A 22,464-nucleotide genomic window follows, 5' to 3' on the forward strand; every position below is an offset into this window, starting at 1 on the left:
CCCGAATGTCTGATGTCCCGCGTTTCTCGTGGTCCGAAGTGTGCGCGCGGCGGCTGGCCCGGCACGGGTTGGCCGCCCCGGCGGAGGGCGTACGGGCCGTTGACGTCGTCGCCGCGATGGCCGGTACGCATGCGCAGGTCATGTCCGCGGCCGAGTTGGCCATCGGGTTGCGTGCCGCCGGGACGACTCGCCTCGATGTTCGCGAGGCGTTGTGGAGCGAGCGCAGCGTCATCAAGACGTTCGGGCCGCGCGGCACCGTTCATCTGCTGCCCGCCGAGGAGCTGCCGCTGTGGACGGCGGCTCTCTCAGCGGTCCCCGTGTCGGCGAACGCCGCTTCCGCCGATGTCCGGATGACCTCCGAGCAGACAGAGGAAGTGGTCGCGGCGATCACGAAGGGGCTGGACGGGGCCGAACTGACCATCGACGAACTCAGCGAAGCGGTGATCGAGGCCACCGGCCCGTGGGCGGGCGACCTCGTCATGCCCGCCTTCCAGGGCATGTGGCCGCGCTGGCGGCAGGCCCTGCACCTGGCCGGGATCCGCGGAGCGTTGTGCTTCGGCCCCAACCGAGGACGCAAGGTCACCTACACCAGCCCGCAAAGGTGGCTTCCCGGCTTCCGTCCCGCCGAGACACAGGCCGCCTTGGCACATGTAGTGAAGCGTTACCTGCACGCGTACGGGCCGTCCACACCGCAACGTTTCGCGCATTGGCTGAACGCCCCGGCACGCTGGGCCGTCGACGTCTTCGACTCTCTGCACGACGAGCTCCAGCGGGTGGAGGTCGAAGGCGTCCCCGCCTGGGTGGCACGCGACGACCTGGAAGTACCGTCCATGCCCCCGCAGGGCGTCCGGCTTCTTCCTTATTTCGACGGCTACGCCTACCGCGTGGGCAACCAGCCGCCCGAGTTCCTCTATCCCGGCGCCGCCGGCGAACGCGTACTGCGGGGCAACTTCCAGGTCCTCCTGGTCGACGGCGTCGTCGCGGGCCTGTGGCACCACCGCCGCTCGGGCCGCCACCTCCACCTCACCGTGGAGCCCCTGATCCCGCTGTCCCCCGCCCGGCTCGACGATCTCGGCCATCAGGCGGAACGCGTCGCCGCCGTCCTCGAAGCCGAACCGAACCTGACCCTCGGCCCGGTCACCGTGGGCGGCCACGCCTGAGACCACGGAGTCGGCCCCGGCCGGATCCACCCGGCGGATCCCGGGTTCCTATCGTGGAAGGCATGGAGATCAGGTTCACCCGGCTGCCCGGGAGCAGGTGCGAGATCAGCGTCACCGGCCGAAAGGGCCCGGACTTCAGGCTGCCCGCGGTGCGCGTGGGGCGTCTGCCGCACGACCTCGTCCACGCCGCCGTCGAACGGAGCCTCGGCCTGGAGGACGGGTTCTGGGGCTCGGTCGCCCGGGGCGCGAAGCTCGACGAGGCCGGACCCGCCGAGCCCCCGCGGGAAGAGCCCTCGCCGAAAGAGCACCCGGATGAGGGGCTGGACGACCGCGCGGAGGAGCAGAAGCGCCGTGCGGCGCGGGAGGCCCTCCTGCGCCGGGGCGGCGACGGGGTGATGGACGCCGAGATCAAGGTCAACTGGGCCTACCGGAACTGGCGCGGCCTGCCCCAGCCCGGACGCGGCCCGGCCCCGCTCGGCAAGGACGAACTGGCCCGGGCACGCGAGGCCATCGACGAGGCCGCCGGACTGTGGGCCAGCGTCCCCGAAGGGAGCGCCCTGATCTGGCGTTGGTGACCGGCCGGGCCTCAGCCCGTCAGGTAGCGCATGAGCATGGCGGTCAGCTCGTCCTCGAGGCGGCTCAGGTCGTCGGGCGGGTCATGGGTGACGACCCGGTGGATCGCGCTCTCGATGGTCGTCACGACCAGGCGGGCGGCCATGGGGAGGTCCTTGACGGTGACCGAGGGGTCGGCCTCCAGCAGCCCCTGCGTCACCTTGACGAGCGACGTCTCCGCCTCGTGGAGCATCTCCAGGAACTCGGCCGTCCGCGGCGCCTCCTCGACGAGGCCGCCCGCTCCATGCGGACCCGCGAGCACGGCGGCCCGGTGCGGACCTGGAACCACACCCTGCGCGTCGAGCCCCTGTCCGAGGACAGCTGCCGCTACAGCGACACCGTCGACATCGACGCGGGCCGCCTCACCCCTCTCGTGACGGCCTTCGCCGAGGTCTTCTACGGACACCGCCACCGCCGCTGGCGCAAACTCGTCCGCACGCATCTCCTCCCCGCCGATGACCTGCGCGGGAAAGTTCGATGATCTACGTTTACCCGGAGCTGAACCGTGGGTACCTAAAGTGACATGACGATGACGAGGAGTTAGCGAAGAGAGGGGCCCTCCTAAAGAACCGTAAATCCTGCGCAGCCCGCCCTCGATGGACCGAGAGCGTTCCCACCCGTACCCGCCCCGGTCGCTTCCCCGGCGACCGGTACGGAACACGGGAACACACCTCGGGCCCTCGGTCCGCCGAGGACGGGCACCCCGAGAACCGGGCCCGGCGTACCGTATCCCCCGAGACGCCGGTCCCGCCGCCGGCCCGGTCGTGCCACGCGCACCACCGGGCTGGCGGCGCCTTTTTCGTCACCGCCCTTCCCTAGGCTGTCCCCGACGACCGCCGGACCATGGAAGGACCATCCGCATGATCGACGAAGCCGAGGCCGCCCGCCTGCGGGAGATCTGCCTGTCCTTCCCCGAGGCCGTGGAGAAGTCCTTCGGCGGCCACACCGCCCCGGCCTTCAGGATCCGCGACAAGCTCTTCGCCATGACCAGCGAGGACGGCACGGCCCTCACCTTCAAGGCCGCTCCCGGCGTCCAGCAGGCCCTCGTCTCCTCGGCCCCCGACCGCTTCTTCGTGCCGCCCTATGTGGGGCCCAAGGGGTGGGTCGGCGCCCGGCTCGACGCGGTCCAGGACTGGGACGAACTGGCCGAGCTCCTCGAGGACAGCTACCGCCTGATCGCCCCCAAACGCCTCTCCGCCCTCCTCGACCGGCCTTCTCCGGACGGCCCCTGACCGACCCCGAGGACGAGGCACCGCGCCCGGACCGCCGGGAGGCCGCCGGCGCTCACCGGGCTTCGCACCTCGAAGACCGCCCGCCCGGTCTCACTTCGAGACGGCTCGGAGCAGGCGGAGCTGGCCGATCTCGGCGGCGTTCTTCATCAGCTCGGCGTTGACCCAGCCGGCCGTGTGGGCGACGGTCATCCCGGGCTCGCCCTGCCAGGGGAACGGCGCGGCGGCGTCCAGATCGGCGTCCGTCAGCCGGTCCAGCACCGCCAGCCACTCCTCGCGGAGGGCACGCAGCCAGGCGACGGTCTGCGGGCCGTCGCCCGGCCACCGGATCTCCTCCCGCTCGCGCGGCGCCCGTCCCCGAGCGTGGTCGAGGGCCACCGACCACCACCAGCCGATGTGCCAGCTGATCCAGCCGATCGTGGGAACCGGGATGGGGTCGGGCTCGGAGTCCGCCCAGTCGGGCGCCCACCCGCCGTCCGCGCCCCCCCGCATCGTCCAGCAGCAGGGCGCCGGCTCCCACAGGAGGTCCTCCGGTTCCAGCCTTTCCAGATGGAACTCGAACAGCGACCAGGTCAGCTCGAACTGCCAGCGCAGCAGATCACGGCGGGAAACAGACATCGGTCGACCCTGCCACACGCCTCCTCGATCCAGAAACGTTTTTCCCTCGGGCCCCTCCGTCAGGTGACGATGACGGTCGCCGTCGCGAAGTAGATGACCACCGACAGGAGGTCCTGGACCACGGTGGCCAGGGGGCCGGAGCCGAAGGCGGGATCGCGGCCCAGGCGGTTGATGGCCCAGGGCAGCGCCATGGCCACGAGGGTCGCGATGGAGGAGGCGGCGAAAAGGGACACCGAGACGGCCAGCGCCACGGCCGCGTCGCGCCAGACGAGCATGATGAGCGGCCAGGCCAGGGTGGACAGCAGCGCGCCCAGCAGCACCCCGGTGATCAGTTCGCGGACCGCCATGCGGGCGACGGGGACGCCGACCGACAGGCCGCGGATGACCAGCGCCTCGGTCTGCGTGCCGACCGCGTCGGCGATGTAGACGACACCGGGGACGAAGAAGGCGATGAGGACGGTCCGCTCCAGCTGGCTCTCGAAGGAGCCGACGACCAGAGCCGAGCCCAGCGCCCCGATCAGGCCGACCAGCAGCCAGGGCAGCCGATGCCACAATCGCCGGGACACGTTCTCGGTGGAGGCGGTCCGCGCGGAGTTCTCCGTGGCCGTGAAGCCGCCGAGCCGCGCCATGTCCTCGGTGTGCTCCTCCAGCAGCACCTCCAGCAGCCGCTGCGGCTGGAGCAGTCCGGCGAAGCGGCCCCGCTCGTCGACGACGGCCAGGACGGCGCCCTGGTGGACGGCCTTCCAGGCCGCGCGTTCCTGGCTCGTGTCCGGGCGCACGACGGGCGGGTCCGGGTCCATCACCTCCGACACCGCGGTGCCGGGCCCGGCCTTCAGCAGCCTCTCCATCGTCACCAGTCCGACGAGGCGTTCCCCCTCGCACACGGCCGTGACGGCGACGCTGTCGTAGTCCCTTCCCCGCAGGTCCTCCAGCAGCCGCCCGACGGATTCGCCCGGTGCGGCGACCGGCACCCTGGTGGACGCCAGCCGCGCCGTGCTCCCCGCCACCGCACACCTCCGGTCGCCGATCCCGCCACCTGGCTCATTCCACGTTCCGGCGGAGCCATGCGGCCGGGACCGCGGGGATCACCGCGCCGGGACCGGGGCGGCGGTCAGGCCGGGGACTGCTGGAGGGCGGAGATCTCGCGGGCCTCGGAGACGATCTTGCGCTCGATGTAGAAGGCCAGGAAGGGGATCAGTCCGGCGGAGACCATGATCGCCATCTTCTTCAGGGGCCACTGGGCCTTCTGGTAGAGGTCGAAGGAGACCACCAGGTAGATCATGTACAGGAGGCCGTGGACGGGCGAGATGATCGCGGAGGGGGTCTCGTTGCCCGTGATGAGACGGATGGGCAGGCCGACGAAGCACACCAGGATCAGCATGACGCCGACGACGGTGGCCAAGATGCGGTACCGGTTGATCGCCGCTTCCACGTGGTTCTCTCGCCTTCTCAGCGCCGGGAGGAGTTCATCCGGGCCAGGTAGCGGTTGTAGGCCGCCAGACTCGGGTCCTCCTCCTCGGCTTCCTTGATCAGTTGTGCTTCGGTCTTGAGGACGACGGGTTCGGCGGGCTCGTCCTGGTCCTTGCCGGCGCCCTTCAGCTCGTCGCGGATCATCTTGACCCACATCACGACCACGAAGATCGAGAACAACGGCCATTCGAAGGTGTAGCCCCAGCTGCGGGAGTTTCCGCTCAGGGCGCGCTCGAACTGCCACCAGCCGAAGAGCAGGAAGCCGACGAACAGAACGATGGCGAGCAGATGGAGACCCAGCCACGCGGGAGTGAAGAACCGTCTCACGGTTTGAAGGGTACCGCCGCTTCCGCGAGGCCCGTGACCGCCCCCGGAAAGCACGCGGATCATCCGTAGAGCCTCCTCTCACCGCGCGGCGGAGCGGGGAATCGTGGACGGCCTTCGAGAAGACGGGCCCGTCGCGGAAAAGCAGGAGACGAACACTCGCGTCGTGGAGATCGGCCTGACTATGCTGACGTGCACTTAACCGGCATTTCTGTACACCCAGAGGCTGCGCATGACGACCGTCAGTTCGGGCCAGGCGTGGACGGCCCAGCAGAGCGCCTACCGGGCGGCGGTACAGCGCCGGATCCTGTCCGTACTCACCGCGGGCCAGGTGCTGGGCGGCATCGGGGTCGGGCTGGGGGTGGCGGCCGGCACGCTGGTCGCCCGGGAGCTCTCGGGCAGCGACGCCGTCGGCGGGCTCGCCCAGACCAGCGCGGTGCTCGGGGCGGCGCTGATAGCCGTCCCCTCCGCCCGCCTGTCCGCGGGGCGGGGGCGGCGCGCGGCCCTCGCCTTCGGCTACGGCATGGGCACGCTGGGCGCGCTCGTGGCGGTCCTCGCGGTGGCCGCCGGCTCCTGGCAGCTGTTCCTGGCGGGCCTGCTGCTGTTCGGCGGGGCCTCCGCCGCCGGATACGCCGCCCGCTACAGCGCCACCGACCTCTCCCGCCCCGGCCACGCGGCGCGGGACCTGAGCATCGTGGTGTGGGCGTCCACCGGCGGCGCGGTCCTGGGCCCGCTGCTGGCCGGGAAGACCGACGCGGTCGGCGGCCACACCGGCGTCTACCTCCTGGCCGCCGTGTCCTTCGCCCTCGCCACGCTGGGGATCTTCGTCGGGCTGCGCCCGGACCCGCTCCAGGTGGCGCACCTGGGCAGCACCCGGGGCGAGATCCCGCCGGACCGCTCCCTGCGGACGGGGGCGCGGGTGCTGGGCCGCTCCCCCAGCGCCCGGGTGGCGGTCATGGCGATCGCGGTCAGCCACACCGCGATGGTGGCGCTGATGTCGATGACCCCCGTCCACCTCGACCACGGCGGAGCCGGACTCGGCACCGTCGGGGTGGTCATCAGCCTGCACATCGCCGGCATGTACGCGCTCTCCCCCCTGGTCGGCTGGCTCGCCGACCAGTTCGGGCACGTCCCGGTCCTGCTGCTCGGCCAGGTGCTGCTGGCCCTGGCGGCGGTCGTCGCGGGCCTGGCGTCCCCCCACTCGGTGGCGCAGGCGGCTGTCGGGCTGGTCCTGCTCGGGCTGGGCTGGTCGTGCGGGATCGTGGCGGGTTCCGCGCTGCTGACCGAGTCCGTCCCGGTCGACCTGCGGCCGTCGGTCCAAGGCCTGTCCGACCTGGTGATGAACGGGGGCGCGGCGCTCGGCGGCGTGGTCGCGGGCGTGGTCGTCGCGACCCTGTCCTACGCGGCCCTGTCGGCGATGCTGCTCCTGCTGGCGCTGCCGATGGCGACGCTGCTGCTGTTCGCCCGCCGGATCGCCGACGGCTGAACGACCCCGAACCCGAACTTTACGGCGCTCTGGGCTTGTCCTGCGGCACCACGGGCAGCGTGAGAGAGACAAAAAAGGGAGCTTTCTCATGTACCTGCCGATCATCAACACCTGCGAAGCGGAAGCCTGTTCCTACAACAGCGGCCGCACCTGCCACGCCGGGGCCATCACCGTGGGCGACACCACTCACCCGCACTGCGACACCTTCGTCGCCGCCGACACCAGGGGAGGCGTGGCCACCGAGACGGGGCACGTCGGCGCGTGCAAGGTCGCGGGCTGCCGCCACAACCGGGACCTGGAGTGCCAGGCCGAGGGCATCAACGTCGGCTACGTCGGGAACGTCGATAACACGGTCGACTGCCTCACCTACTCGCCCCGCTGACGGCGGTCAGCCGACCGCCGCCAGCCGGCCGCCGGTCAGTAGCGGACGCCCGTCAGCTCGACCGAGACGTCCCACAGGCGCCGGGCGAGTTCGACGTCGTCGCCCTTCGGGTTGAGGCCGCCGAGTGCGGGGGCGCCGCGCATGACGAAGCGGGGCCCGTAGACCTGGCCGCCCCGGGCCTGCGGATCGGTGGCCGCGCGCAGCGTGCACAGCGCCCCGGCCGCGCTCGACAGCGCCACGGTGCGGCTGCCCAGCCAGTAGGCGGTCGCCTCCACGGCGTTGCCGCCCAGGCGGACGGAGGCGTTCATCAGGTTGGTCGCCGCGTACCCGGGGTGGGCGATCAGGCTGGTCAGGTTCTCGTACCTGCGGTCGAGCTCCTTGGCGAACAGCAGGTTGGCGAGCTTGGCGCGGCCGTATCCGCCCCATCGGGAGTACCGCTTCTCCCACTGGAGGTCGTCGAAGTCGATCCGCCCCATCCTGGAGGCGAAGCTCGACACGGTGACGACGCGGGCGCCGGGCCGCTCCAGCAGGGCGGGCAGCAGCAGTCCCGTCAGCGCGAAGTGGCCCAGGTGGTTGACGCCGAACTGCATCTCGAAGCCGTCTGCCGTGGTCGTCCTGGGGATCGCCATCACGCCGGCGTTGTTGACGAGCAGGTCCAGCGGGTCCTTCGCGTGGACGGAGGCGAAGTCGCGCACCGACGACAGGTCGGCCAGGTCCAGTGGCGCGAGCGTGACCGCCTTGGGGTCCGGCGCGACCTCGGCGACCCGCGCTCTCGCCTCCTCGCCGCGGGCGGTGTCACGGCAGGCGAGCACCACGTCCGCCCCGCGCCCGGCCAGGCCCAGCGCGGTGTGCAGGCCCAGCCCGCTGTTGGCGCCGGTGACGATGGCCCGCCTGCCGGTCAGATCGGGAATGTCCGCGGCCGTCCAACCCATGAGTGCACACCCCTCGTCGATGGTCCGAACGCGAACTTAGACCGATCGTGCAACAAGGGGCAAGAAGGACGACCGCTCGAGATCAACTCTTCGGGAGCGCCGCCTCGATCTCCGAGACGAGCGTGTCGTCGTCCGGCTCGGTCCGCGGGTCGAAGCGCTTGACGGTGCCGTCGGGCGTGATGAGGAACTTCTCGAAGTTCCACCGGATGTCACCGGTGTGCCCGGTCGCGTCCGGCACGTCGACCAGCCGCCGGTAGAGCGGGTGGCGGCCGGGGCCGTTCACCTCGATCTTCTCGGTGAGCGGGAAGGTGACTCCGTAGTTCACCGAGCAGAACTGCGCGATCTCCTCGGCGGTGCCGGGCTCCTGCTCGAGGAACTGGTTACAGGGAACGCCGAGAACGGTGAAACCGCGCCCGGCGTACTTCTTCTGCAGCTCCTCCAGCCCGGTGTACTGGGGGGTCAGACCGCACTTCGAGGCGACGTTCACCACGAGCACGGCCTTGCCCTGGTACTGGGCCAGATCGGCCGGTCCACCCTGCAGGGACTCGATCTCCACATCGAAAACAGACATGTGAAGATCCTAGTGAGTCCCTTCTCAAGACGGCTTCCTCGCCGTCTCTCGAAGCGTTGAGGAGTCCGCCGTCAGCTGCCCAGGCTGCTCACGAACAGACCCAGCTGGTTGCCGGCGTCGCCGATGGCGGAGAACGCGTTGTTCACCACGTCGGCGGCCGCCCTCGGCTGGCTGATCAGGTAGAAGATCACGAAGGCGATGGCCACGTAGCGGACCTTTTGATTCATCAGGCGCCGTCCCTCAAGTACGCAGTGCCACACACTGACCCGATTCAGTTGTGCCCACCGTTGATAGCCCGCAAAGAGACTTTCATGTGGCTCCATCGCCACTCCGGTCGGCTCCATCGTAAGACTTCAGAGCGCACATTGAGAGCCCCGGGCCCAAAAGGACCGGGGCTCGCACGATGTTTCCGTCTCAGGGGATGGCGCTCATCATGAACGTCGAGATCGAGTCGGCCGCGCCTCCGAGTCCGTTGAGCGTCCCCTGGACCACCAGGGCCGCACCGTCCGGCCGTTTGACGATGTACCAGACGACAAATGCGACTGCGCCCCACTTGAGCCACTTCTTGAGCATGACTGACCACACCTTCGGGATGCACTCTCGGTCACCGAGAGTGATTCCCCGGCCACGGCCGCCGAGGGGCTCCGAAGATTAAAAGAAAGTCATTTGATGTCCCCCGGCAGGGGCTCGTCATTCCGGAGGGCCGTAAACAGCTTTTCGGACTTGGCTTTGTCCCAGACCACATAGGAGCCGACAGCCCCCGTCTCAAAACGCCCGAAAGGGACACTTAGTGTTTTTCCGTCACCACTGGACAATCCACGCATTGCGAGCATCATCCGGGCCAGGTCGAACAGGGAGTCGCCCTCGTCCACGGTGAAGTTGCCGGTGGAGTTCCAGGCCAGCGGAACGCTGCGGAACGGGTTGAACAGGGTCGCGGGCGAGGTCGCCTTGTCGATGAGCGCGGAGAAGAACTGCCGCTGGTTCCTGATCCGCTCCAGGTCGCCGTTGGCGTACTGGCGGGTGCGGACGTAGCCGAGGGCCTGCGCGCCGTCCAGGTCCTGGCAGCCCGCCTTGAGGTTCAGGCCGGCCTTGGGGTCCTTGAGGGGCTTCTTCACGCAGATGTTCACCCCGCCCACCGCGTCGACCACGCCGACGAACCCGCCGAACCCGATCTCGGCGAAGTGGTCGACGCGGATTCCGGTCGCCTGCTCGACCGTCTGGACCAGCAGGTCCGAGCCGCCGAGGGCGTAGGCGGCGTTGACCTTGTTGTTGCCGTGGCCGGGGATCGCGACGTAGGAGTCGCGCGGGATGCTCAGCAGCGTGGTGCCGCCGTCGCCGTAGTGCAGCAGCATGATGGAGTCGGTGCGCTTGCCCTGGGCCCGGCCCGTCCGCAGCTTCCTGCGGTCGTCCTTGGTCAGCCCCTCACGGCTGTCGGAACCGACGATGAGCCAGTTCGTGCCGGGGGTGTCCTCGACGCGGCCCGGGTAGTCGGCGAGCGCCTTCTCCGTCCGCAGCCGCCCGTCGAGGCTGAAGTAGCCGACGACCGATCCCGCCAGCAGGACGGCGAGGACCGTCGCGAGGATCCTGCCCGGACGGCGGCGCCGCCTCGGGGGCCCCTCGTCGTGCGCGGGGAACTCCGCGGTGCGCGCGTGAGCCATCTCGTCTCCATCCTGCGGTCGGCCGGCGGGAACGGGCCCGCACGACAATCTGAAGACAAAGTATGAGATACCGGCGATCAGCGCATCGGCCTAACGAATCAGCTAGATAACCCTCTGTCGTACGACAGGACACGAAAAATGTCGTGCCACAGGGTGAGACTGCCTTGAGCGGACTCACCAACGAAGGTCAGGAGGACGATGCCGCGTATCCCATGGTCTGTGATCCTGCGCCCGTTCCGGCGCAAGCGTAAGGCCCGGGAGGCCGACCGGGAGGAAGAACTCCCCAAGCTGACCGACCGTCCCTGGATGGCGCACTCGGCCGAACTCGCCGAGACCCGGATGAGCACGGTGGCGCGGCGGCTGCCCGCGCTCATCGCCCAGGCCCTCCGGCTGGCCTGGCGGGCCAACCCCCGCGACACCCTCATCGCGATCGTCTTCAACCTCATGGCCGGCGTCTTCACCGCGTTCGGCCTGCTCGCCACCACCGAGGTCCTGCACGCCCTGTTCGCCGAGGGCCCCACCCCCGACCGGGTGCGCGGGGCGCTGCCCTCGCTCCTGCTCGTCGGCGCCGCCTACACCCTGCAGGGCGCGCTGCAGACCGGCGCGGGCTGGGCGCAGTCCCGGCTGGACCCGCAGATCGAGCGGACCGTGCAGAACCGCCTGCTGGAGCTCACCACGGGCGTCGAGCTGGCAGCGCTCGACGACTCCGCCTTCCTGGACGACCTCCAGCGCGCCGAGAGCCGCGGCCTGGTGTCGGCGCCGATGATGGTCGTCCACACCATCGACGTGGTCACCGGCTTCGTCGGCCTCGCCGCCGCGGCGGGCGTGCTGGGCGTCCTGCACCCGGCGCTGCTGCCGCTGCTGCTGCTCACCGCGGTGCCGCTGTGCTGGGCGTCGGTGCGCTCGGCGCGCATGGGCTACCTCACCCAGCTCGCCCTCGCCTCCAGCCGCCGCAGGCGCTGGATCCTGTCGGACCTCATGACCAGCCGCCAGCAGGCCGCCGAGGTGCGCTCCTTCACCGTCCGGGACGTGCTGCTGCGCCAGTACGACGAGCTGGCCTCGCGGGAACGCGACGTCGAACTCGTCCTCGCCCGGCGCCAGACCCTCGTCAAGGCCACCGGTGACGGGCTGCAGGGCCTGGCCACCGTGGCCGTCTACGTCGCGCTCGGCTACTTGCTGTGGCGGGGCTCGGTGCCGCTGGCCGTCGCGGGCGCCGCCGTCCTGGCGATCCGGACGGGCAAGACGTCGCTCGCCAACCTCGTCTACGCCGTCAACCGCTGCTACGAGGACGGCCTGTACTTCGCCGACTACCTCAACTTCTGCGACCAGGCCGAGAACCGCGCCCCGAAGCGGGCCGCCGAACTGCCGGCGCCGCCCGAGGCGTTCGAGGTCATCCGCGCCGAGGACGTCACCTTCACCTATCCCGGCGCCGACACCCCCTCGCTGCACGGGGTGAGCGTGGAGCTGCGGCGCGGCGAGGTGGTCGCGCTGGTCGGCGAGAACGGCTCGGGCAAGACCACCCTGGCCAAGATCCTCGCCGGGCTCTACGACCCCGAGGGCGGCGAGGTGCGCTGGGACGACCTGTCGCTGTGGCAGGTCGACCCGGCGCGGCTGCGCGAGCGGATCGCGGTCATCGCCCAGGACCACACGCACTGGCCGATGACCGCCCGGCAGAACGTCATCATGGGCCGCCCGGACCTGCCCGAGGCGGTGGACGCCGCGATCGCCTCCTCCGGCGCCGACGAGGTCATCGCCGAACTCGCCCACGGCTACGACACCCTGCTGGACAGGCGGTTCGACGGGGGCGCCGAGCTGTCCGGCGGGCAGTGGCAGCGCCTCGCCGCCGCCCGCGGCTTCTACCGCGACGAGCCGCTGCTCATCTGCGACGAGCCGTCGGCGGCACTGGACGCCCGCGCCGAGCACGCCCTGTTCGAGCGCATCAGGGCGCACGCCGACGGGCGGACCGTCCTGCTCATCACCCACCGGCTGGCCAGCGTCCGGCACGCCGACCGCGTCTACGTCCTGGAGCAGGGCAAGGTCGTCGAGCACGGCGACCACGGCTCCCTGATGGCGGCGGGCGGCCTGTACGCCGAGCTGTACACCCTGCAGGCCTCCGCCTACCGCTGACCGCCGGCGCGGGCCGTCTCCGCGGCCCGCGTCCGGATCGCGTGCTCGGCCAGGGCGATCAGCGTCGCGCCGGCCGACGCGCGGTCGCGGGCGTCCACGTTCAGGACCGGCACCTCGGCCCGGATGGTCAGCGCGTCCCGGATGTCCTCGGGGTGGTAGGGGAACTCCCCGTTCCAGCCGTTCACCCCGACGACGAACGGCACTCCGGAGTCCTCGAAGTAGTCGACGACGGGGAAGGCGTCCTCGAGCCTGCGGGTGTCGACCAGCACCACCGCGCCGACCGCCCCCTGCACCAGGTCGTCCCACATGAACCAGAACCGCGCCTGGCCGGGGGTGCCGAACAGGTACAGCATCAGGTTCCCCTCGAGGGTGACCCGGCCGAAGTCCATCGCGACCGTGGTGGTCCGCTTGTCCGGGATCTGCGACAGGTCGTCGACCCGCCGGCTGGCCTCGGTCAGGACAGCCTCGGTGGTGAGCGGCTCGATCTCCGACACCGCGCCGACGAACGTCGTCTTGCCCACGCCGAAACCGCCGCCCACGACGATCTTCGCCGAGGTCGGACGGGACGCGGCCGTCCGGTCAAAGAGCGCGGAGCCCACTGAGAACCCTTTCCATCAGAGCCAGGTCGGGCCGGCCGCCGGGGCCGCCCTGCGGCTGCTGCACTTGCACCAGCCCGTCGTGGAGGAGGTCGGCGATCAGCACGCGGGCCACGCCGAGGGGCATCCGGGTCAGCGCGGAGACCTCCGCGACCGAACGCCACACCCTGCACAGGTCGAGGATCGCCCGGCATTCGGGGGTGAGCGGAGCGCCGTCGCGGCCCCGCTCCGAGAAGACCAGTGACTCCAGGGCCAGTTCGTAGCGGGGCCTCGTACGCCCGCCGGTGACGGCGTACGGGCGGACCAGCGCGCTGGCCCCGTCCGCCTCGTAGCCGTACATCCCGGTCATCGGGTCCGCACTGCCGGGGTGAGGACCCGGCCGACCTGTTCGACCAGCAGCGTCATCTCGTGCCCCACCAGGCCCAGGTCGGCGTCGGCTGAGGTGAGCGCGGCCAGCGCGGAGCCGTCGGAGATCGACATCACCAGCAGGATGCCGCGCTCCATCTCCACCATGGTCAGCGAGACGCCTCCCCCGTCGAAGAGCCGGGCGGCCCCCTGGGTGAGGTGCGTGAGGCCGGAGGCGATCGCGGAGAGCTGGTCGGCGCGTTCGGCGGGGAAGCCCTCCGACAGCGCCACGGGCAGGCCGTCGGAGGAGACCACCACCGCGTGCGCCACGGGCGGGACCCTCGCCGTGAAGTTGGTGACCAGCCAGTTCAGATCCTGCGTCATGGCTCCCTCGTCTCACTGGAATGGCGGCCTTTGCGCACCCCGCGCTGCAGGCTGTCGAGCCGGGCGGCGACGTCGCCGGCCGACCGGACGGGTCCGAAGGCCGCCGGCGGAGGGGCGGCCCCGCCATGGACCTTGTTGGCGCCCGGCACCCGTTTGGGCAGTCCCTTGCCCGTCACTCCCCCGACGTCCGGCATCCCGGACACCCGCGCCGCCCGCTCCCATCCGGGATCGGCCGCGGGCCACCCGGGGGACGAGGAGGAGGCGTCGCGCCGGAACCACTCCGACTCCGCCGCCGCGAAGACCGGCGTGGGCTCCGCGGCCGTGAGGACCGGGAGGGCGTCCGTCCCCTCCGCGGGCGAAGGCCCCCACGGGCCGACGGCCGCGGCGGAGGGGCCGTCCGGCACGGGGGTCCCGGGCTCCGCCAGGGCCCCGCGCGGCAGGACGATCAGCACGCAGACCCCGCCGAACTCCACCGGCCGCAGCTCGACGCGGACACCGTGCCGGGCGGCCAGCCGCCCCACCACGAACAGGCCCATCCGGCGGGCCACGGAGACCCCCGCCTCCCCGGGGGCGCGCAGCCGCTCGTTGGCATCGCGCAGCTCCTCCCCGGTCATGCCCACACCGTGGTCGACGACCTGCAGGATCGCGCTGCCGTCCTGCATCGGCTGGCCGGTCACCTCCACCTTCGCGGTGTCCGGCGAGAAGCTGAGGGCGTTCTCGATCAGCTCGGCCAGCAGGTGGACCAGGTCGCCGACGACCGGCCCGGCGATCACGACCCCCTCCTGGAGCCGGGGCCGCACCCGCGCGTACTGCTCGACCTCCGAGACCGCCGCCCGCACCACGTCGATCAGCGGGACCGGCCGCTGGGAGCGCCGCACCTGCTCGACCCCGCCGAGCACCAGCAGGCTCTCGGCGTTCCGGCGCATGCGGGTCGCCAGGTGGTCCAGCCGGAACAGCTGGCCGAGCCGCTCGGCGTCCGGCTCGTCGTCCTCCAGCCTCTCGATCAGCTTCAGCTGCAGTTCGACCAGGGTCTGGCTGCGCCGGGAGAGGTTCACGAACATCGTGCCGACCTCGCCGCGCAGGCGGGCCTCCTCGGCCGCGAGCCGCACCGCCTCCCGGTGCACCTCGTCGAAGGCGCGGGCCACCTGGCCGATCTCGTCGGTGCTGTCCACCTCCAGCGGGACGACGGACGCGGCGGCGAAGTCCTCCAGGGACTCCCCCACCGGGATCCCGTCCTCCCGCAGCCGCCGCACCGTCCCGGGCAGCCGCCGGTCGGCGATCTCCAGGGCGCCCCCGCGCAGGGCGCGCAGCGGGTTCACCAGGGACCGGGCGATGAGGAGGGTGAGCCCCAGCACCACCAGCATGACCGCCGACAGCAGGACGCCCAGCCGCAGCCGCGCGGCCTCGGCCTCGGCCGCCCGGCGCTCGCTGTACCCGACGAGGTCCTTGATGATCCGCTCTTCTACCTGGTGGATGCGGTCGACGAGGACCGTCATCACCGCGAACCAGTCCCCGGCGTTCTCCCGGAACACCCGGTTGAGCCGCAGGGCGTCGCCGCCCCGGGAGAAGGCCTGCTCCACCGCCTCGATCACCTCCCGGAGGATGCCGTAGGCGCGGGCGACCTCGTCCCCGGTGACGGTCTCGTCGTACAGGCGGATCTCGTCGCCCTCGGCCGCCGACTTGAAGTCCGCGACCCCGTCCAGGTGCTGCTGGCGGGCCACGAGGACCACCGTCAGCTCGTCGCCGCGGATACCGGTGCCGCGCCGCAGCACGCCGTTGAGCATGCCGCGCTGCCGGCCGGCGTTCTCCGCGGCCAGGGCCAGCGCCCTCAGGAGGCGCTGCCCGTGGCCCAGTTCCGGGTCGCCGCCGCTCTGCTCGATCACGTCCAGGAAGGACAGCAGCTCGCTGATCAGCGTCGAGTAGCCGGTGAAGACCGCCATCGGGGGCGTGGCCCCCGTCACATCGGCGCGCTGCACCTCGATCGTGTCGACCAGGCCCAGGACGGTCTGGATCCGGTAGCCGAACGCGCTCTCGGGATCCACCCCGGAGCGCTCAGCCAGCCGCCGGACCTCCGCGGCCGCGCCGTCGGTCTCGGCCCTCTGCGCCTTCACCGTCTCCAGAAGATCGGCCCGTTTGCGGCCGGAGGAGGTATACCCGTTGCTCAGCCCCCGTTCGGCGGCCAGCTCGTAGCCGAGAGCGGCCACCGCACCGGACAGCCTGACCATGGCCTCCGTGCGGTGGTACTGGCGGGCCTGGGCCCCGGCGTCCTGGAACTCCTGGACGCACAGGGCGGCGGCGACCGCCGTGGGGACGAGGATCAGCGCCACGAGGCGTTGCCAGACACGCCAGTTTCGCAGCAGGAGCCGACTCATTCCGGTACCCCACACCCCCGGCGTTAAGGGCCGATTCCGCGGCTGTTACAAGCGCGCGGCTCCCCGCATAGGGTGTTGCGGTGAGTTCCCCCCGGCTTCCCGAACACCTCGAGATCCTGCTGACCGACGAACCGGTCTTCGACGTCTACGGCCACGGCCCCTGGCGGGTCCCGGACGGGCTGATCAAGGAACTGACCGAGCGTGCGCTGGAGTTCGCCGCCGACAAGCGGGCAGCCGAGCTGAGCCAGCCCCTCACCAGTTTCTACGCCGAGAGCACCTCGGTGCTGGGCGCCGAGCTGTTCTCCCTCCTCACCTTCCTGATGGGGGCCTCGGCGGTGCGGGCCGGCAGCCGCGGCGACATGGACTACGAGCTGCTGCTGCCCTTCCTGGCCAACCCCGAGCCCGCCGTCCGGGACACCACCTCCTGGTTCAGCCAGTCGGGCCGGTGGCGCCCGCCCTCGCTGTGGATGGCCGACCCCGCCGCCAACGACCCCGCCAAGCGGGAGCTGATGCTGCGGCTGGCCCGCGAGTCCCTGGACGTCTTCGAGGGCCTGGAGCCCCTGGACGCCCGCCGCCGCGCCCTGATCGCCCTGCACGGGCGCGGGGAGGAGCGGGACCTGACCGTCCCCATGTCCGAGCTGGGCGAGCTGTGGGCCGCGCGGGCGACGGACGGGGAGCTGGCCGTCCTGCCGGAGCTGGCGGGCGCCGTCGGCTACCTGCAGTGGTCCGTCGACGGGTTCGTCGCGGCCAACCAGCGGCTGCACGCCACGATCGCCGCGGACGCCTCGGAGGCGGCGCTGGCCAAGGTGCTGTTGCAGGCCGGGCAGACCGTCCCGCCCGCCGAGCTGGCGGTGGTGCTGGGCGGCGCCTCCTACGAGACGCTCGTGCGCCGGATGGAGGCGCTGCGGGAGGGCTGGTCGACCGAGAACTGGCAGCTAGAACTACGCGGCTGGCTGGCGCGGCTGCTCGTGGCGGGCGAGGCCGACGCCTGCCGGGCGTGGCTGGACATGGCGGTCCGGGTCACCGGCTGCGTCCAGGGCCTGCCCGACAACGCCGCCCACCCGGCGATGCACACCCCCGTCCGCTGGTTCCAGGCCGACCTGCGCCGCCTGTTCGGGCGGCGGCGCCTGGTGCCCAACCCGCTGACCGAGAAGCTGAGGACCGAGCCGCCCGCCCCGGCCGAGCAGGAGGCCGAGGAGCCGTCCGACCTCGCCGGGCAGGTATTGCTCGGCCAGCCCGACCTGGTCCGCGAGATCGACCGGGCCGTCAAGGGGGACGGGCCGGTGCGGCTGCTGGTCGCCGGACCCGAGGGCACCGGCAAGGGCACCGGCGTGGAGGTGCTGGAGCAGGCGCTGACCGACACGGGCCGGATCCGGGACGTCCTGTGGGTCTCCGACCAGGTCTTCGCCTCCCTGCACCTGTCCGACGCGGTGCTGTGGCTGCAGGCGCGGGTCAAGGAGTGCCTGGAGGGCCGGCAGCTCCTGGTGGTCGACGGGCTCGACAAGATCCTCACCTACGAGCGCTGCGGGCCCGCCGTGGTGGAGGAGCTGCGCCGCCTCATGGCCCGCAGCCCGAAGCTGCACGTGGTGGCGCTGGCCCGGCCCGGCGGCGACGACCGGCTGTTCGCCGCCAATCCCGGCCTCGTGCAGGGCCTGCGGGTCGCCCGCACCCGCGAGTTCGGCGAGCGCGAGTACGCCGAGCTGTTCGTCCGGGCCGTGCAGGCGCGCGAGCTGGGCGTCGCCCGGACGGTCGCGGCCAAGGCCGCGGCCCTGCTGGCGCGGACGGCGCCGGTGCTGAACCTGCGCAACGCGCGGCTGGTGGAGTTCCTGGCCGACCAGTGCGCGGCCGCCGCCAGGGCCAGGACCCCCCGGGCGATCAAGGTGCTGGCCAAGGACCTCCCCGCGCGGCTGGTGCCGGGCGACCCGGCGCGTTCGGCCGACCCGCTGGCCGAGCTGGCCGCGTGCGCGGGCATCGAGCCGGTCAAGCGGGAGATCTCCGCGCTGGTCGCCGAGGCCAAGGCCGCCCGGATGCGGCGGGAGGCCGGCATGCCGGTGCCCTCGCGCCCCCGGCACCTGGTCTTCACCGGCAACCGCGGCACCGGCAAGACGACGGTCGCCCGGATCCTCGGCCGGATCTACGCCGAGCTGGGGGTGCTGTCGACCGGCCACCTGCTGGAGGTCGAGCGGTCCGACCTCGTCGGCGAGTACACCAGCGAGAGCGGCACGAAGGTCCGGCGGGTGGTGGAGCGGGCGCTGGGCGGCGTGCTGGTGGTCGCCGACGCGCACGCCCTCGCCGACTCCGACTCGCCCCGCGACCGGGAGGCCCTCGACGTCCTGCTGGCCACGCTGCAGGCGCACGAGGACGAGCTCGTCGTGGTGCTCTCGGGCCCCGACGCGGCGGTCAACGGCATGCTCAAGGGCGACCCCGACCTCGCCCGCGTCTTCCCCAAGGTGGTGCGCTTCCCCGACCTCACCGACGACGAGCTGGTCGAGGTGTTCCGGGCCAAGGCCGCCGAGAGCGGGTTCGCGCTGGCCGAGGGCGTCCTGGACCGGGTGCGGGCGCTGCTGCGCGGCGGCTCCCGCCACACCAACGCGCGGCTGATGACGGGACTGCTCGACCGGGCCATCGCCCTGCAGTCGCGCCGGGTGCTGGAGGACGGCGTCGTCGACGGCTCCGAGTCGCTCGACCTCATCCTGCCGGTGGACCTGCCGACCGGACTGTCGGCCACCGGCCGGGTGGAGCTGCCGGGCGACCCGCTGGCCGAGGTGGACGAGCTCATCGGCCTCGACCACGTCAAGCACGAGGTGCGGCTGCTGGTCGCCGAGGCGCGGGCCGAGCGGCTGCGCCGCGAGGCCGGCATCCCGATCGCCGCCCCCACCCGGCACATGGTGTTCACCGGCAACCCCGGCACCGCCAAGACGACCATCGCTCGGCTGATCGCCGCCGTCTACGCCCAGCTCGGGCTGCTGTCCTCGGGCCACCTGGTGGAGGTCTCCCGGGCCGACCTGGTCGGCGAGTACATCGGCCACACCGCGCCCCGGGTGCGGGCGGCCGTCGAGCGGGCGCTGGGCGGCGTGCTGTTCATCGACGAGGCCTACGCCCTCACCCCGGCCGACGCGGCGCGGGACTACGGCTACGAGGCGATCGCCGAACTGCTCAAGCTGATGGAGGAGCACCGCTCGGACCTGGTGGTGATCGTCGCCGGGTACGAGGGGGACATGCTGCGGTTCCTGGACTTCAACCCGGGTCTCGCCTCGCGGTTCCCGACGGTGCTCGGCTTCCCCGACTACAGCGAGGACGAACTGGCGGAGATCTTCCGGTTCATGGCCGACCAGGCCGGCTTCACCCTCGGCGAGGGCGTCGAGGACGGCGTCCGCGACCTGCTGCGGGACGTCCCGCGCGGCATCTCCTTCGGCAACGCCCGCCTGGTCCGCAACATCCTGGACCGGGCCCGCTCCCTCCAGGCCCGCCGCATCACCGCCGAGGGCGTCGTCGCCGACGACGCCGCCGTCCGGCTCCTCCTGCGCGAGGACCTGCCGGAGACCCCGCCCAGGCCCGCCGAGATCCCGATGGGCCAGTACCTGTAGGCCACCAGACCTCGTTCCCGGACCCGCCCTTCGAGGCGGCGGGTCCGGGCGGTCAGCGGTTCTTGCGGGTGTAGGCGCGGACGGCGAGCGGCATGAAGACCGCGGTCAGCAGGAGCGACCACAGGAGGGTCGCGGTCACCGGGTGCCGCAGGGGCCACGCCTCGGAGGGGGCGGTCGGGTTGCCGAACAGGGTCCTGAGGGCGGAGACCAGGGCGCTGACGGGGTTCCACTCGGAGATGACGCGCAGCCAGGCGGGCATGCCCTCGGTCGGGACGAAGCTGTTGGAGATCATCGTCACCGGGAAGAGGAGGGGGACGAAGGAGTCGGCGGTCTTCTCGTCCTTCACGGCCAGGCCGACCCAGATCCCGAACCAGCCCAGGGCCATGCGCATCAGGAGGATGAGGGCGAAGGCCGCGAGCGTCCGAACCGCCCCCTCGTGCGGACGCCAGCCCACGACCAGCCCGCAGGCGGCCATGAGGGCCAGGCCGGGGAGCCCGGTCAGCAGGTCCGCGGCGGACTGGCCGAAGGGCATCGTCCAGCGGGCGATCGGCAGGGAGCGGAAGCGGTCCATGACGCCCCGTCCGGCGTCCGTGGCGGTGCTCATGACCTGGGCCATCACGACGCTGAAGGTCATCATGCCGAACAGGCCCGGCATGAGGTACTCGCGGTAGTTCCCCCCGCCCGGGACCTGGATGGCGCTGCCGAAGACGTAGCCGAACATCACCACCATGACGACCGGGAAGAACAGGGCGCCGACGAGTTCGCCGGGGCGGCGCTTGAGCTGGGTGAGGTGCCGGCTGAACATCGTCAAGCCGTCGGAGACCGCCCAGGTGAGGGTGTTCATACGGATTCCTTCTTGTGCTCGGTGAGCTCGAGGAAGACCTCGTCGAGGGTGGGGCGGCGCAGGGAGACGTCGAGGACTCCGAATCCCGCGGCGTCCAACCGGCGGACGACTTCCGGCAGCGTGACGTCGCCGACCGGGAGGCTGAGCCGTGCTCCGGAGAGGTCCGGCTCGCCCCGGCCCATCAGGCCGTTGAGCAGGCCGGCGGCGCGTCCGGTGTCGGCGGGGTCGGCCAGCACGACGTCCAGGCGGGTGCCGATCTGGGACTTCAGCCGGTCGGGGGTGTCCCGGGCGATGACGCGGCCGTGGTCGATGACGGCGATGTCGTCGGCGAGTTGGTCGGCCTCGTCCAGGTACTGGGTGGTGAGCAGGACGGTGGTCCCCTCCCGGACCAAGTCGCGGACGGCTTGCCAGATCTCGCCGCGGCTGCGCGGGTCCAGGCCGGTGGTCGGTTCGTCGAGGAAGAGGACCTCGGGATCGACGACGAGGCTGGCGATGAGGTCGAGCCTGCGGCGCATCCCGCCGGAGTAGCCGGAGACGGGCTTGTCCGCGGCGTCCGCCAGGCCGAACCGCTCGAGCAGCTCGTCGGCCCGGCGGCGCGCCTCCTTGCGGCCCAGGTGGTGGAACCTGCCGAACATGCGCAGGTTCTCCCGGCCCGACAGGTACTCGTCGACGGCGGCGCTCTGCCCGGCGAGGCCTATGCGCCGCCGGACCTCCCCCGCCTGCCGGACGACGTCGAAGCCCGCGACCGTGGCGCGCCCCTCGGTCGGGTCGGCGAGGGTGGCGAGAATCCGCACGGCGGTGCTCTTGCCCGCGCCGTTGGGCCCCAGGACCCCGCAGACGGTGCCGCGGGCGACCTCCAAATCGAGGCCGCGGAGCGCATGGGTGTCGCCGTACCGCTTGTGCAGTCCTTCGGCGACGACGATCGGTTCGTTCATCAGCCCCCCCAAATGGGTACGTGGTACGCAGTTATGGGGGACCCTAACCAACTGAGTACGTTGTACGCAAGTGGAAGGATGGGAGAGTGAGCGACGAGCAGGCGAAACTGATCATCTGGGCCAGGCCGCCCCGGTCCTCCCGCGGCCCGAAACCCGCCTTCACGCTCGAGGGGATCGCCCGGACCGCCGTCGCGCTCTGCGACTCCGAGGGCCTGGACGCGCTGACCATGCGCCGGCTCGCCGCCGAGCTGGGCACCGGCACGATGTCGCTCTACCGGTACGTGCGGTCCAAGGACGACATCATCGACCTCATGGTCGACCTCACCCTCGAGGAGATCGAGCGGCCCGAGCACCCGGACTGGCGCACCGGCCTGTGCTGGAACGCCCACCAGATCCGCGCCCGCGCCCTGCGGCATCCGTGGATCGTCCAAGTGGACGCCCCGTACTTCTTCCTCGGCCCCAACGGCATCGAGTTCGTCGAGTACCTGTACCGCATCGTCGACGGCATCGGCCTCGGCATCGACGAGATGATGCGCGCGATCAACCTGGTGGCCGCTTACGCCGAGGGCGCGGTCCGCGCCGAACTGGCCTCCGGGCGGCGGGCCGCCGAGGCCGGAGTCACCGAGGAGGAGTGGATACGGGCGCACGGCACGCACTTCCGCGCCCTGATGGACACCGGGCGGTACCCGCTGATGCGCCGGGTGATGCTGGAGGCCGAGCAGCCGCACATGACGCCCGAGGAGAACTTCGAGTACGGGCTCCAGCGCGTCCTGGACGGCATCGAGACCTGGCTGCCCGGCTTCCGGCCGCCGAAAACGGAGACTTCTTGACC

General features: G+C 71.7%; 25 protein-coding genes. 9 read left to right on the forward strand and 16 right to left on the reverse strand.

Annotated features, from left to right (window positions below; translation table 11 throughout):
- The first annotated feature begins 5 nt into the window (after nt 1-5).
- Both ABD327_RS16300 and ABD327_RS16305 read left to right on the forward strand, forming a co-directional pair.
- A complete protein-coding gene (locus ABD327_RS16300; RefSeq protein ID WP_344451229.1) occupies nt 6-1,160 on the forward strand; it encodes a winged helix DNA-binding domain-containing protein in 1,155 nt (384 codons plus the stop codon).
- A gap of 62 nt (nt 1,161-1,222) precedes the next feature.
- A complete protein-coding gene (locus ABD327_RS16305) occupies nt 1,223-1,735 on the forward strand; it encodes a hypothetical protein (protein WP_344451230.1) in 513 nt (170 codons plus the stop codon).
- An 11-nt stretch (nt 1,736-1,746) separates the two neighbouring features.
- On the opposite strand, the gene ABD327_RS16310 is transcribed toward ABD327_RS16305, so the two are convergent.
- Nucleotides 1,747-1,965, reverse strand: a complete 219-nt coding sequence (locus tag ABD327_RS16310) for a hypothetical protein (protein WP_344451231.1) — start codon at nt 1,963-1,965, stop codon at nt 1,747-1,749.
- On the opposite strand from ABD327_RS16310, the gene ABD327_RS16315 reads away from it, so the two are divergent.
- Entirely contained in the window at nt 1,957-2,253 is a 297-nt protein-coding gene (locus ABD327_RS16315; protein ID WP_344451232.1) for a hypothetical protein, read from the forward strand. The two genes, ABD327_RS16310 and ABD327_RS16315, sit on opposite strands and share 9 nt — an antisense overlap.
- 379 nt (nt 2,254-2,632) lie before the next feature.
- The gene (locus tag ABD327_RS16320) at nt 2,633-3,004 is read left to right on the forward strand and encodes an MmcQ/YjbR family DNA-binding protein (protein ID WP_344451233.1); all 372 of its coding nucleotides are present in this window, start codon (nt 2,633-2,635) and stop codon (nt 3,002-3,004) included.
- A gap of 90 nt (nt 3,005-3,094) precedes the next feature.
- On the opposite strand, the gene ABD327_RS16325 is transcribed toward ABD327_RS16320, so the two are convergent.
- The 4 genes from ABD327_RS16325 to ABD327_RS16340 all read right to left on the reverse strand — a co-directional run bounded on the left by ABD327_RS16325 (nt 3,095) and on the right by ABD327_RS16340 (nt 5,416).
- Entirely contained in the window at nt 3,095-3,619 is a 525-nt protein-coding gene (locus ABD327_RS16325; RefSeq protein ID WP_344451234.1) for a DinB family protein, read from the reverse strand.
- A 59-nt stretch (nt 3,620-3,678) separates the two neighbouring features.
- Nucleotides 3,679-4,626: a magnesium transporter gene (locus tag ABD327_RS16330; RefSeq protein WP_344451235.1), complete on the reverse strand. Its 948-nt coding sequence runs from the start codon at nt 4,624-4,626 to the stop codon at nt 3,679-3,681.
- Between the two features lie 104 nt (nt 4,627-4,730).
- Nucleotides 4,731-5,051, reverse strand: coding sequence for a DUF3817 domain-containing protein (locus ABD327_RS16335; RefSeq protein ID WP_344451236.1), 321 nt, complete (start codon nt 5,049-5,051; stop codon nt 4,731-4,733).
- Between the two features lie 17 nt (nt 5,052-5,068).
- Nucleotides 5,069-5,416, reverse strand: coding sequence for a hypothetical protein (locus ABD327_RS16340; protein WP_344451237.1), 348 nt, complete (start codon nt 5,414-5,416; stop codon nt 5,069-5,071).
- Nucleotides 5,417-5,645: 229 nt separating this feature from the next.
- On the opposite strand from ABD327_RS16340, the gene ABD327_RS16345 reads away from it, so the two are divergent.
- Nucleotides 5,646-6,899 carry an MFS transporter gene (locus tag ABD327_RS16345; protein WP_344451238.1) on the forward strand — a complete coding sequence of 418 codons (1,254 nt, stop codon included), beginning with the start codon at nt 5,646-5,648 and terminating at the stop codon, nt 6,897-6,899.
- Between the two features lie 88 nt (nt 6,900-6,987).
- Nucleotides 6,988-7,281, forward strand: a complete 294-nt coding sequence (locus ABD327_RS16350; RefSeq protein ID WP_344451239.1) for a DUF1540 domain-containing protein — start codon at nt 6,988-6,990, stop codon at nt 7,279-7,281.
- Nucleotides 7,282-7,316: 35 nt separating this feature from the next.
- Here the strand turns inward: ABD327_RS16350 and ABD327_RS16355 are convergent, their stop codons facing one another.
- From ABD327_RS16355 to ABD327_RS16375, 5 genes are all read right to left on the reverse strand, one after another.
- Nucleotides 7,317-8,213 carry an oxidoreductase gene (locus tag ABD327_RS16355; protein WP_344451240.1) on the reverse strand — a complete coding sequence of 299 codons (897 nt, stop codon included), beginning with the start codon at nt 8,211-8,213 and terminating at the stop codon, nt 7,317-7,319.
- A gap of 82 nt (nt 8,214-8,295) precedes the next feature.
- Complete coding sequence (locus tag ABD327_RS16360) at nt 8,296-8,784, reverse strand: glutathione peroxidase (protein ID WP_344451241.1); 489 nt, start codon at nt 8,782-8,784, stop codon at nt 8,296-8,298.
- 71 nt (nt 8,785-8,855) lie between these two features.
- A complete protein-coding gene (locus ABD327_RS16365; RefSeq protein ID WP_344451242.1) occupies nt 8,856-9,011 on the reverse strand; it encodes a hypothetical protein in 156 nt (51 codons plus the stop codon).
- Between the two features lie 187 nt (nt 9,012-9,198).
- Complete coding sequence (locus ABD327_RS16370) at nt 9,199-9,357, reverse strand: hypothetical protein (RefSeq protein ID WP_344451243.1); 159 nt, start codon at nt 9,355-9,357, stop codon at nt 9,199-9,201.
- An 89-nt stretch (nt 9,358-9,446) separates the two neighbouring features.
- Entirely contained in the window at nt 9,447-10,442 is a 996-nt protein-coding gene (locus ABD327_RS16375; protein ID WP_344451244.1) for an LCP family protein, read from the reverse strand.
- A gap of 198 nt (nt 10,443-10,640) precedes the next feature.
- On the opposite strand from ABD327_RS16375, the gene ABD327_RS16380 reads away from it, so the two are divergent.
- Complete coding sequence (locus ABD327_RS16380) at nt 10,641-12,569, forward strand: ABC transporter ATP-binding protein (protein WP_344451245.1); 1,929 nt, start codon at nt 10,641-10,643, stop codon at nt 12,567-12,569.
- On the opposite strand, the gene ABD327_RS16385 is transcribed toward ABD327_RS16380, so the two are convergent.
- The 4 genes from ABD327_RS16385 to ABD327_RS16400 are packed head-to-tail and all read right to left on the reverse strand — an operon-like array spanning nt 12,560 to nt 16,266.
- Nucleotides 12,560-13,168, reverse strand: coding sequence for a GTP-binding protein (locus ABD327_RS16385; protein ID WP_344451246.1), 609 nt, complete (start codon nt 13,166-13,168; stop codon nt 12,560-12,562). The genes ABD327_RS16380 and ABD327_RS16385 overlap by 10 nt on opposite strands.
- On the reverse strand, nt 13,149-13,514 hold the full coding sequence (locus ABD327_RS16390; protein WP_344451247.1) for a DUF742 domain-containing protein: 366 nt from the start codon (nt 13,512-13,514) through the stop codon (nt 13,149-13,151). The genes ABD327_RS16385 and ABD327_RS16390 overlap by 20 nt, the downstream gene beginning before the upstream one ends.
- Entirely contained in the window at nt 13,511-13,894 is a 384-nt protein-coding gene (locus ABD327_RS16395) for a roadblock/LC7 domain-containing protein (RefSeq protein WP_344451248.1), read from the reverse strand. Before ABD327_RS16395 ends, ABD327_RS16390 begins: the two co-directional genes overlap by 4 nt.
- Nucleotides 13,891-16,266: a nitrate- and nitrite sensing domain-containing protein gene (locus tag ABD327_RS16400; RefSeq protein WP_344451249.1), complete on the reverse strand. Its 2,376-nt coding sequence runs from the start codon at nt 16,264-16,266 to the stop codon at nt 13,891-13,893. The genes ABD327_RS16395 and ABD327_RS16400 overlap by 4 nt, the downstream gene beginning before the upstream one ends.
- Before the next feature lie 80 nt (nt 16,267-16,346).
- On the opposite strand from ABD327_RS16400, the gene ABD327_RS16405 reads away from it, so the two are divergent.
- Entirely contained in the window at nt 16,347-19,853 is a 3,507-nt protein-coding gene (locus ABD327_RS16405; protein WP_344451250.1) for an AAA family ATPase, read from the forward strand.
- Nucleotides 19,854-19,905: 52 nt separating this feature from the next.
- On the opposite strand, the gene ABD327_RS16410 is transcribed toward ABD327_RS16405, so the two are convergent.
- A complete protein-coding gene (locus ABD327_RS16410) occupies nt 19,906-20,697 on the reverse strand; it encodes an ABC transporter permease (protein ID WP_344451251.1) in 792 nt (263 codons plus the stop codon).
- A complete protein-coding gene (locus tag ABD327_RS16415; protein WP_344451252.1) occupies nt 20,694-21,632 on the reverse strand; it encodes an ATP-binding cassette domain-containing protein in 939 nt (312 codons plus the stop codon). The genes ABD327_RS16410 and ABD327_RS16415 overlap by 4 nt, the downstream gene beginning before the upstream one ends.
- A gap of 86 nt (nt 21,633-21,718) precedes the next feature.
- On the opposite strand from ABD327_RS16415, the gene ABD327_RS16420 reads away from it, so the two are divergent.
- Entirely contained in the window at nt 21,719-22,462 is a 744-nt protein-coding gene (locus tag ABD327_RS16420) for a TetR/AcrR family transcriptional regulator (RefSeq protein WP_344451253.1), read from the forward strand.
- The last annotated feature ends 2 nt before the right edge of the window (nt 22,463-22,464 follow it).

It is taken from the genome of Actinocorallia aurantiaca (genome assembly GCF_039533685.1).
Taxonomy (GTDB): Bacteria; Actinomycetota; Actinomycetes; order Streptosporangiales; family Streptosporangiaceae; genus Actinocorallia; species Actinocorallia aurantiaca.

Excerpts from the sequence above, each read along its gene's own strand:
- ABD327_RS16300 (WP_344451229.1), top strand. The coding sequence starts at position 6 with ATGTCTGATGTCCCGCGTTTCTCGTGGTCCGAAGTGTGCGCGCGGCGG.
- ABD327_RS16305 (WP_344451230.1), top strand. The coding sequence starts at position 1,223 with ATGGAGATCAGGTTCACCCGGCTGCCCGGGAGCAGGTGCGAGATCAGC.
- ABD327_RS16310 (WP_344451231.1), bottom strand. The coding sequence starts at position 1,965 with ATGCTCCACGAGGCGGAGACGTCGCTCGTCAAGGTGACGCAGGGGCTG.
- ABD327_RS16320 (WP_344451233.1), top strand. The coding sequence starts at position 2,633 with ATGATCGACGAAGCCGAGGCCGCCCGCCTGCGGGAGATCTGCCTGTCC.
- ABD327_RS16325 (WP_344451234.1), bottom strand. The coding sequence starts at position 3,619 with ATGTCTGTTTCCCGCCGTGATCTGCTGCGCTGGCAGTTCGAGCTGACC.
- ABD327_RS16345 (WP_344451238.1), top strand. The coding sequence starts at position 5,646 with ATGACGACCGTCAGTTCGGGCCAGGCGTGGACGGCCCAGCAGAGCGCC.
- ABD327_RS16350 (WP_344451239.1), top strand. The coding sequence starts at position 6,988 with ATGTACCTGCCGATCATCAACACCTGCGAAGCGGAAGCCTGTTCCTAC.
- ABD327_RS16355 (WP_344451240.1), bottom strand. The coding sequence starts at position 8,213 with ATGGGTTGGACGGCCGCGGACATTCCCGATCTGACCGGCAGGCGGGCC.
- ABD327_RS16360 (WP_344451241.1), bottom strand. The coding sequence starts at position 8,784 with ATGTCTGTTTTCGATGTGGAGATCGAGTCCCTGCAGGGTGGACCGGCC.
- ABD327_RS16365 (WP_344451242.1), bottom strand. The coding sequence starts at position 9,011 with ATGAATCAAAAGGTCCGCTACGTGGCCATCGCCTTCGTGATCTTCTAC.
- ABD327_RS16370 (WP_344451243.1), bottom strand. The coding sequence starts at position 9,357 with ATGCTCAAGAAGTGGCTCAAGTGGGGCGCAGTCGCATTTGTCGTCTGG.
- ABD327_RS16375 (WP_344451244.1), bottom strand. The coding sequence starts at position 10,442 with ATGGCTCACGCGCGCACCGCGGAGTTCCCCGCGCACGACGAGGGGCCC.
- ABD327_RS16380 (WP_344451245.1), top strand. The coding sequence starts at position 10,641 with ATGCCGCGTATCCCATGGTCTGTGATCCTGCGCCCGTTCCGGCGCAAG.
- ABD327_RS16390 (WP_344451247.1), bottom strand. The coding sequence starts at position 13,514 with ATGACCGGGATGTACGGCTACGAGGCGGACGGGGCCAGCGCGCTGGTC.
- ABD327_RS16395 (WP_344451248.1), bottom strand. The coding sequence starts at position 13,894 with ATGACGCAGGATCTGAACTGGCTGGTCACCAACTTCACGGCGAGGGTC.
- ABD327_RS16400 (WP_344451249.1), bottom strand. The coding sequence starts at position 16,266 with ATGAGTCGGCTCCTGCTGCGAAACTGGCGTGTCTGGCAACGCCTCGTG.
- ABD327_RS16410 (WP_344451251.1), bottom strand. The coding sequence starts at position 20,697 with ATGAACACCCTCACCTGGGCGGTCTCCGACGGCTTGACGATGTTCAGC.
- ABD327_RS16415 (WP_344451252.1), bottom strand. The coding sequence starts at position 21,632 with ATGAACGAACCGATCGTCGTCGCCGAAGGACTGCACAAGCGGTACGGC.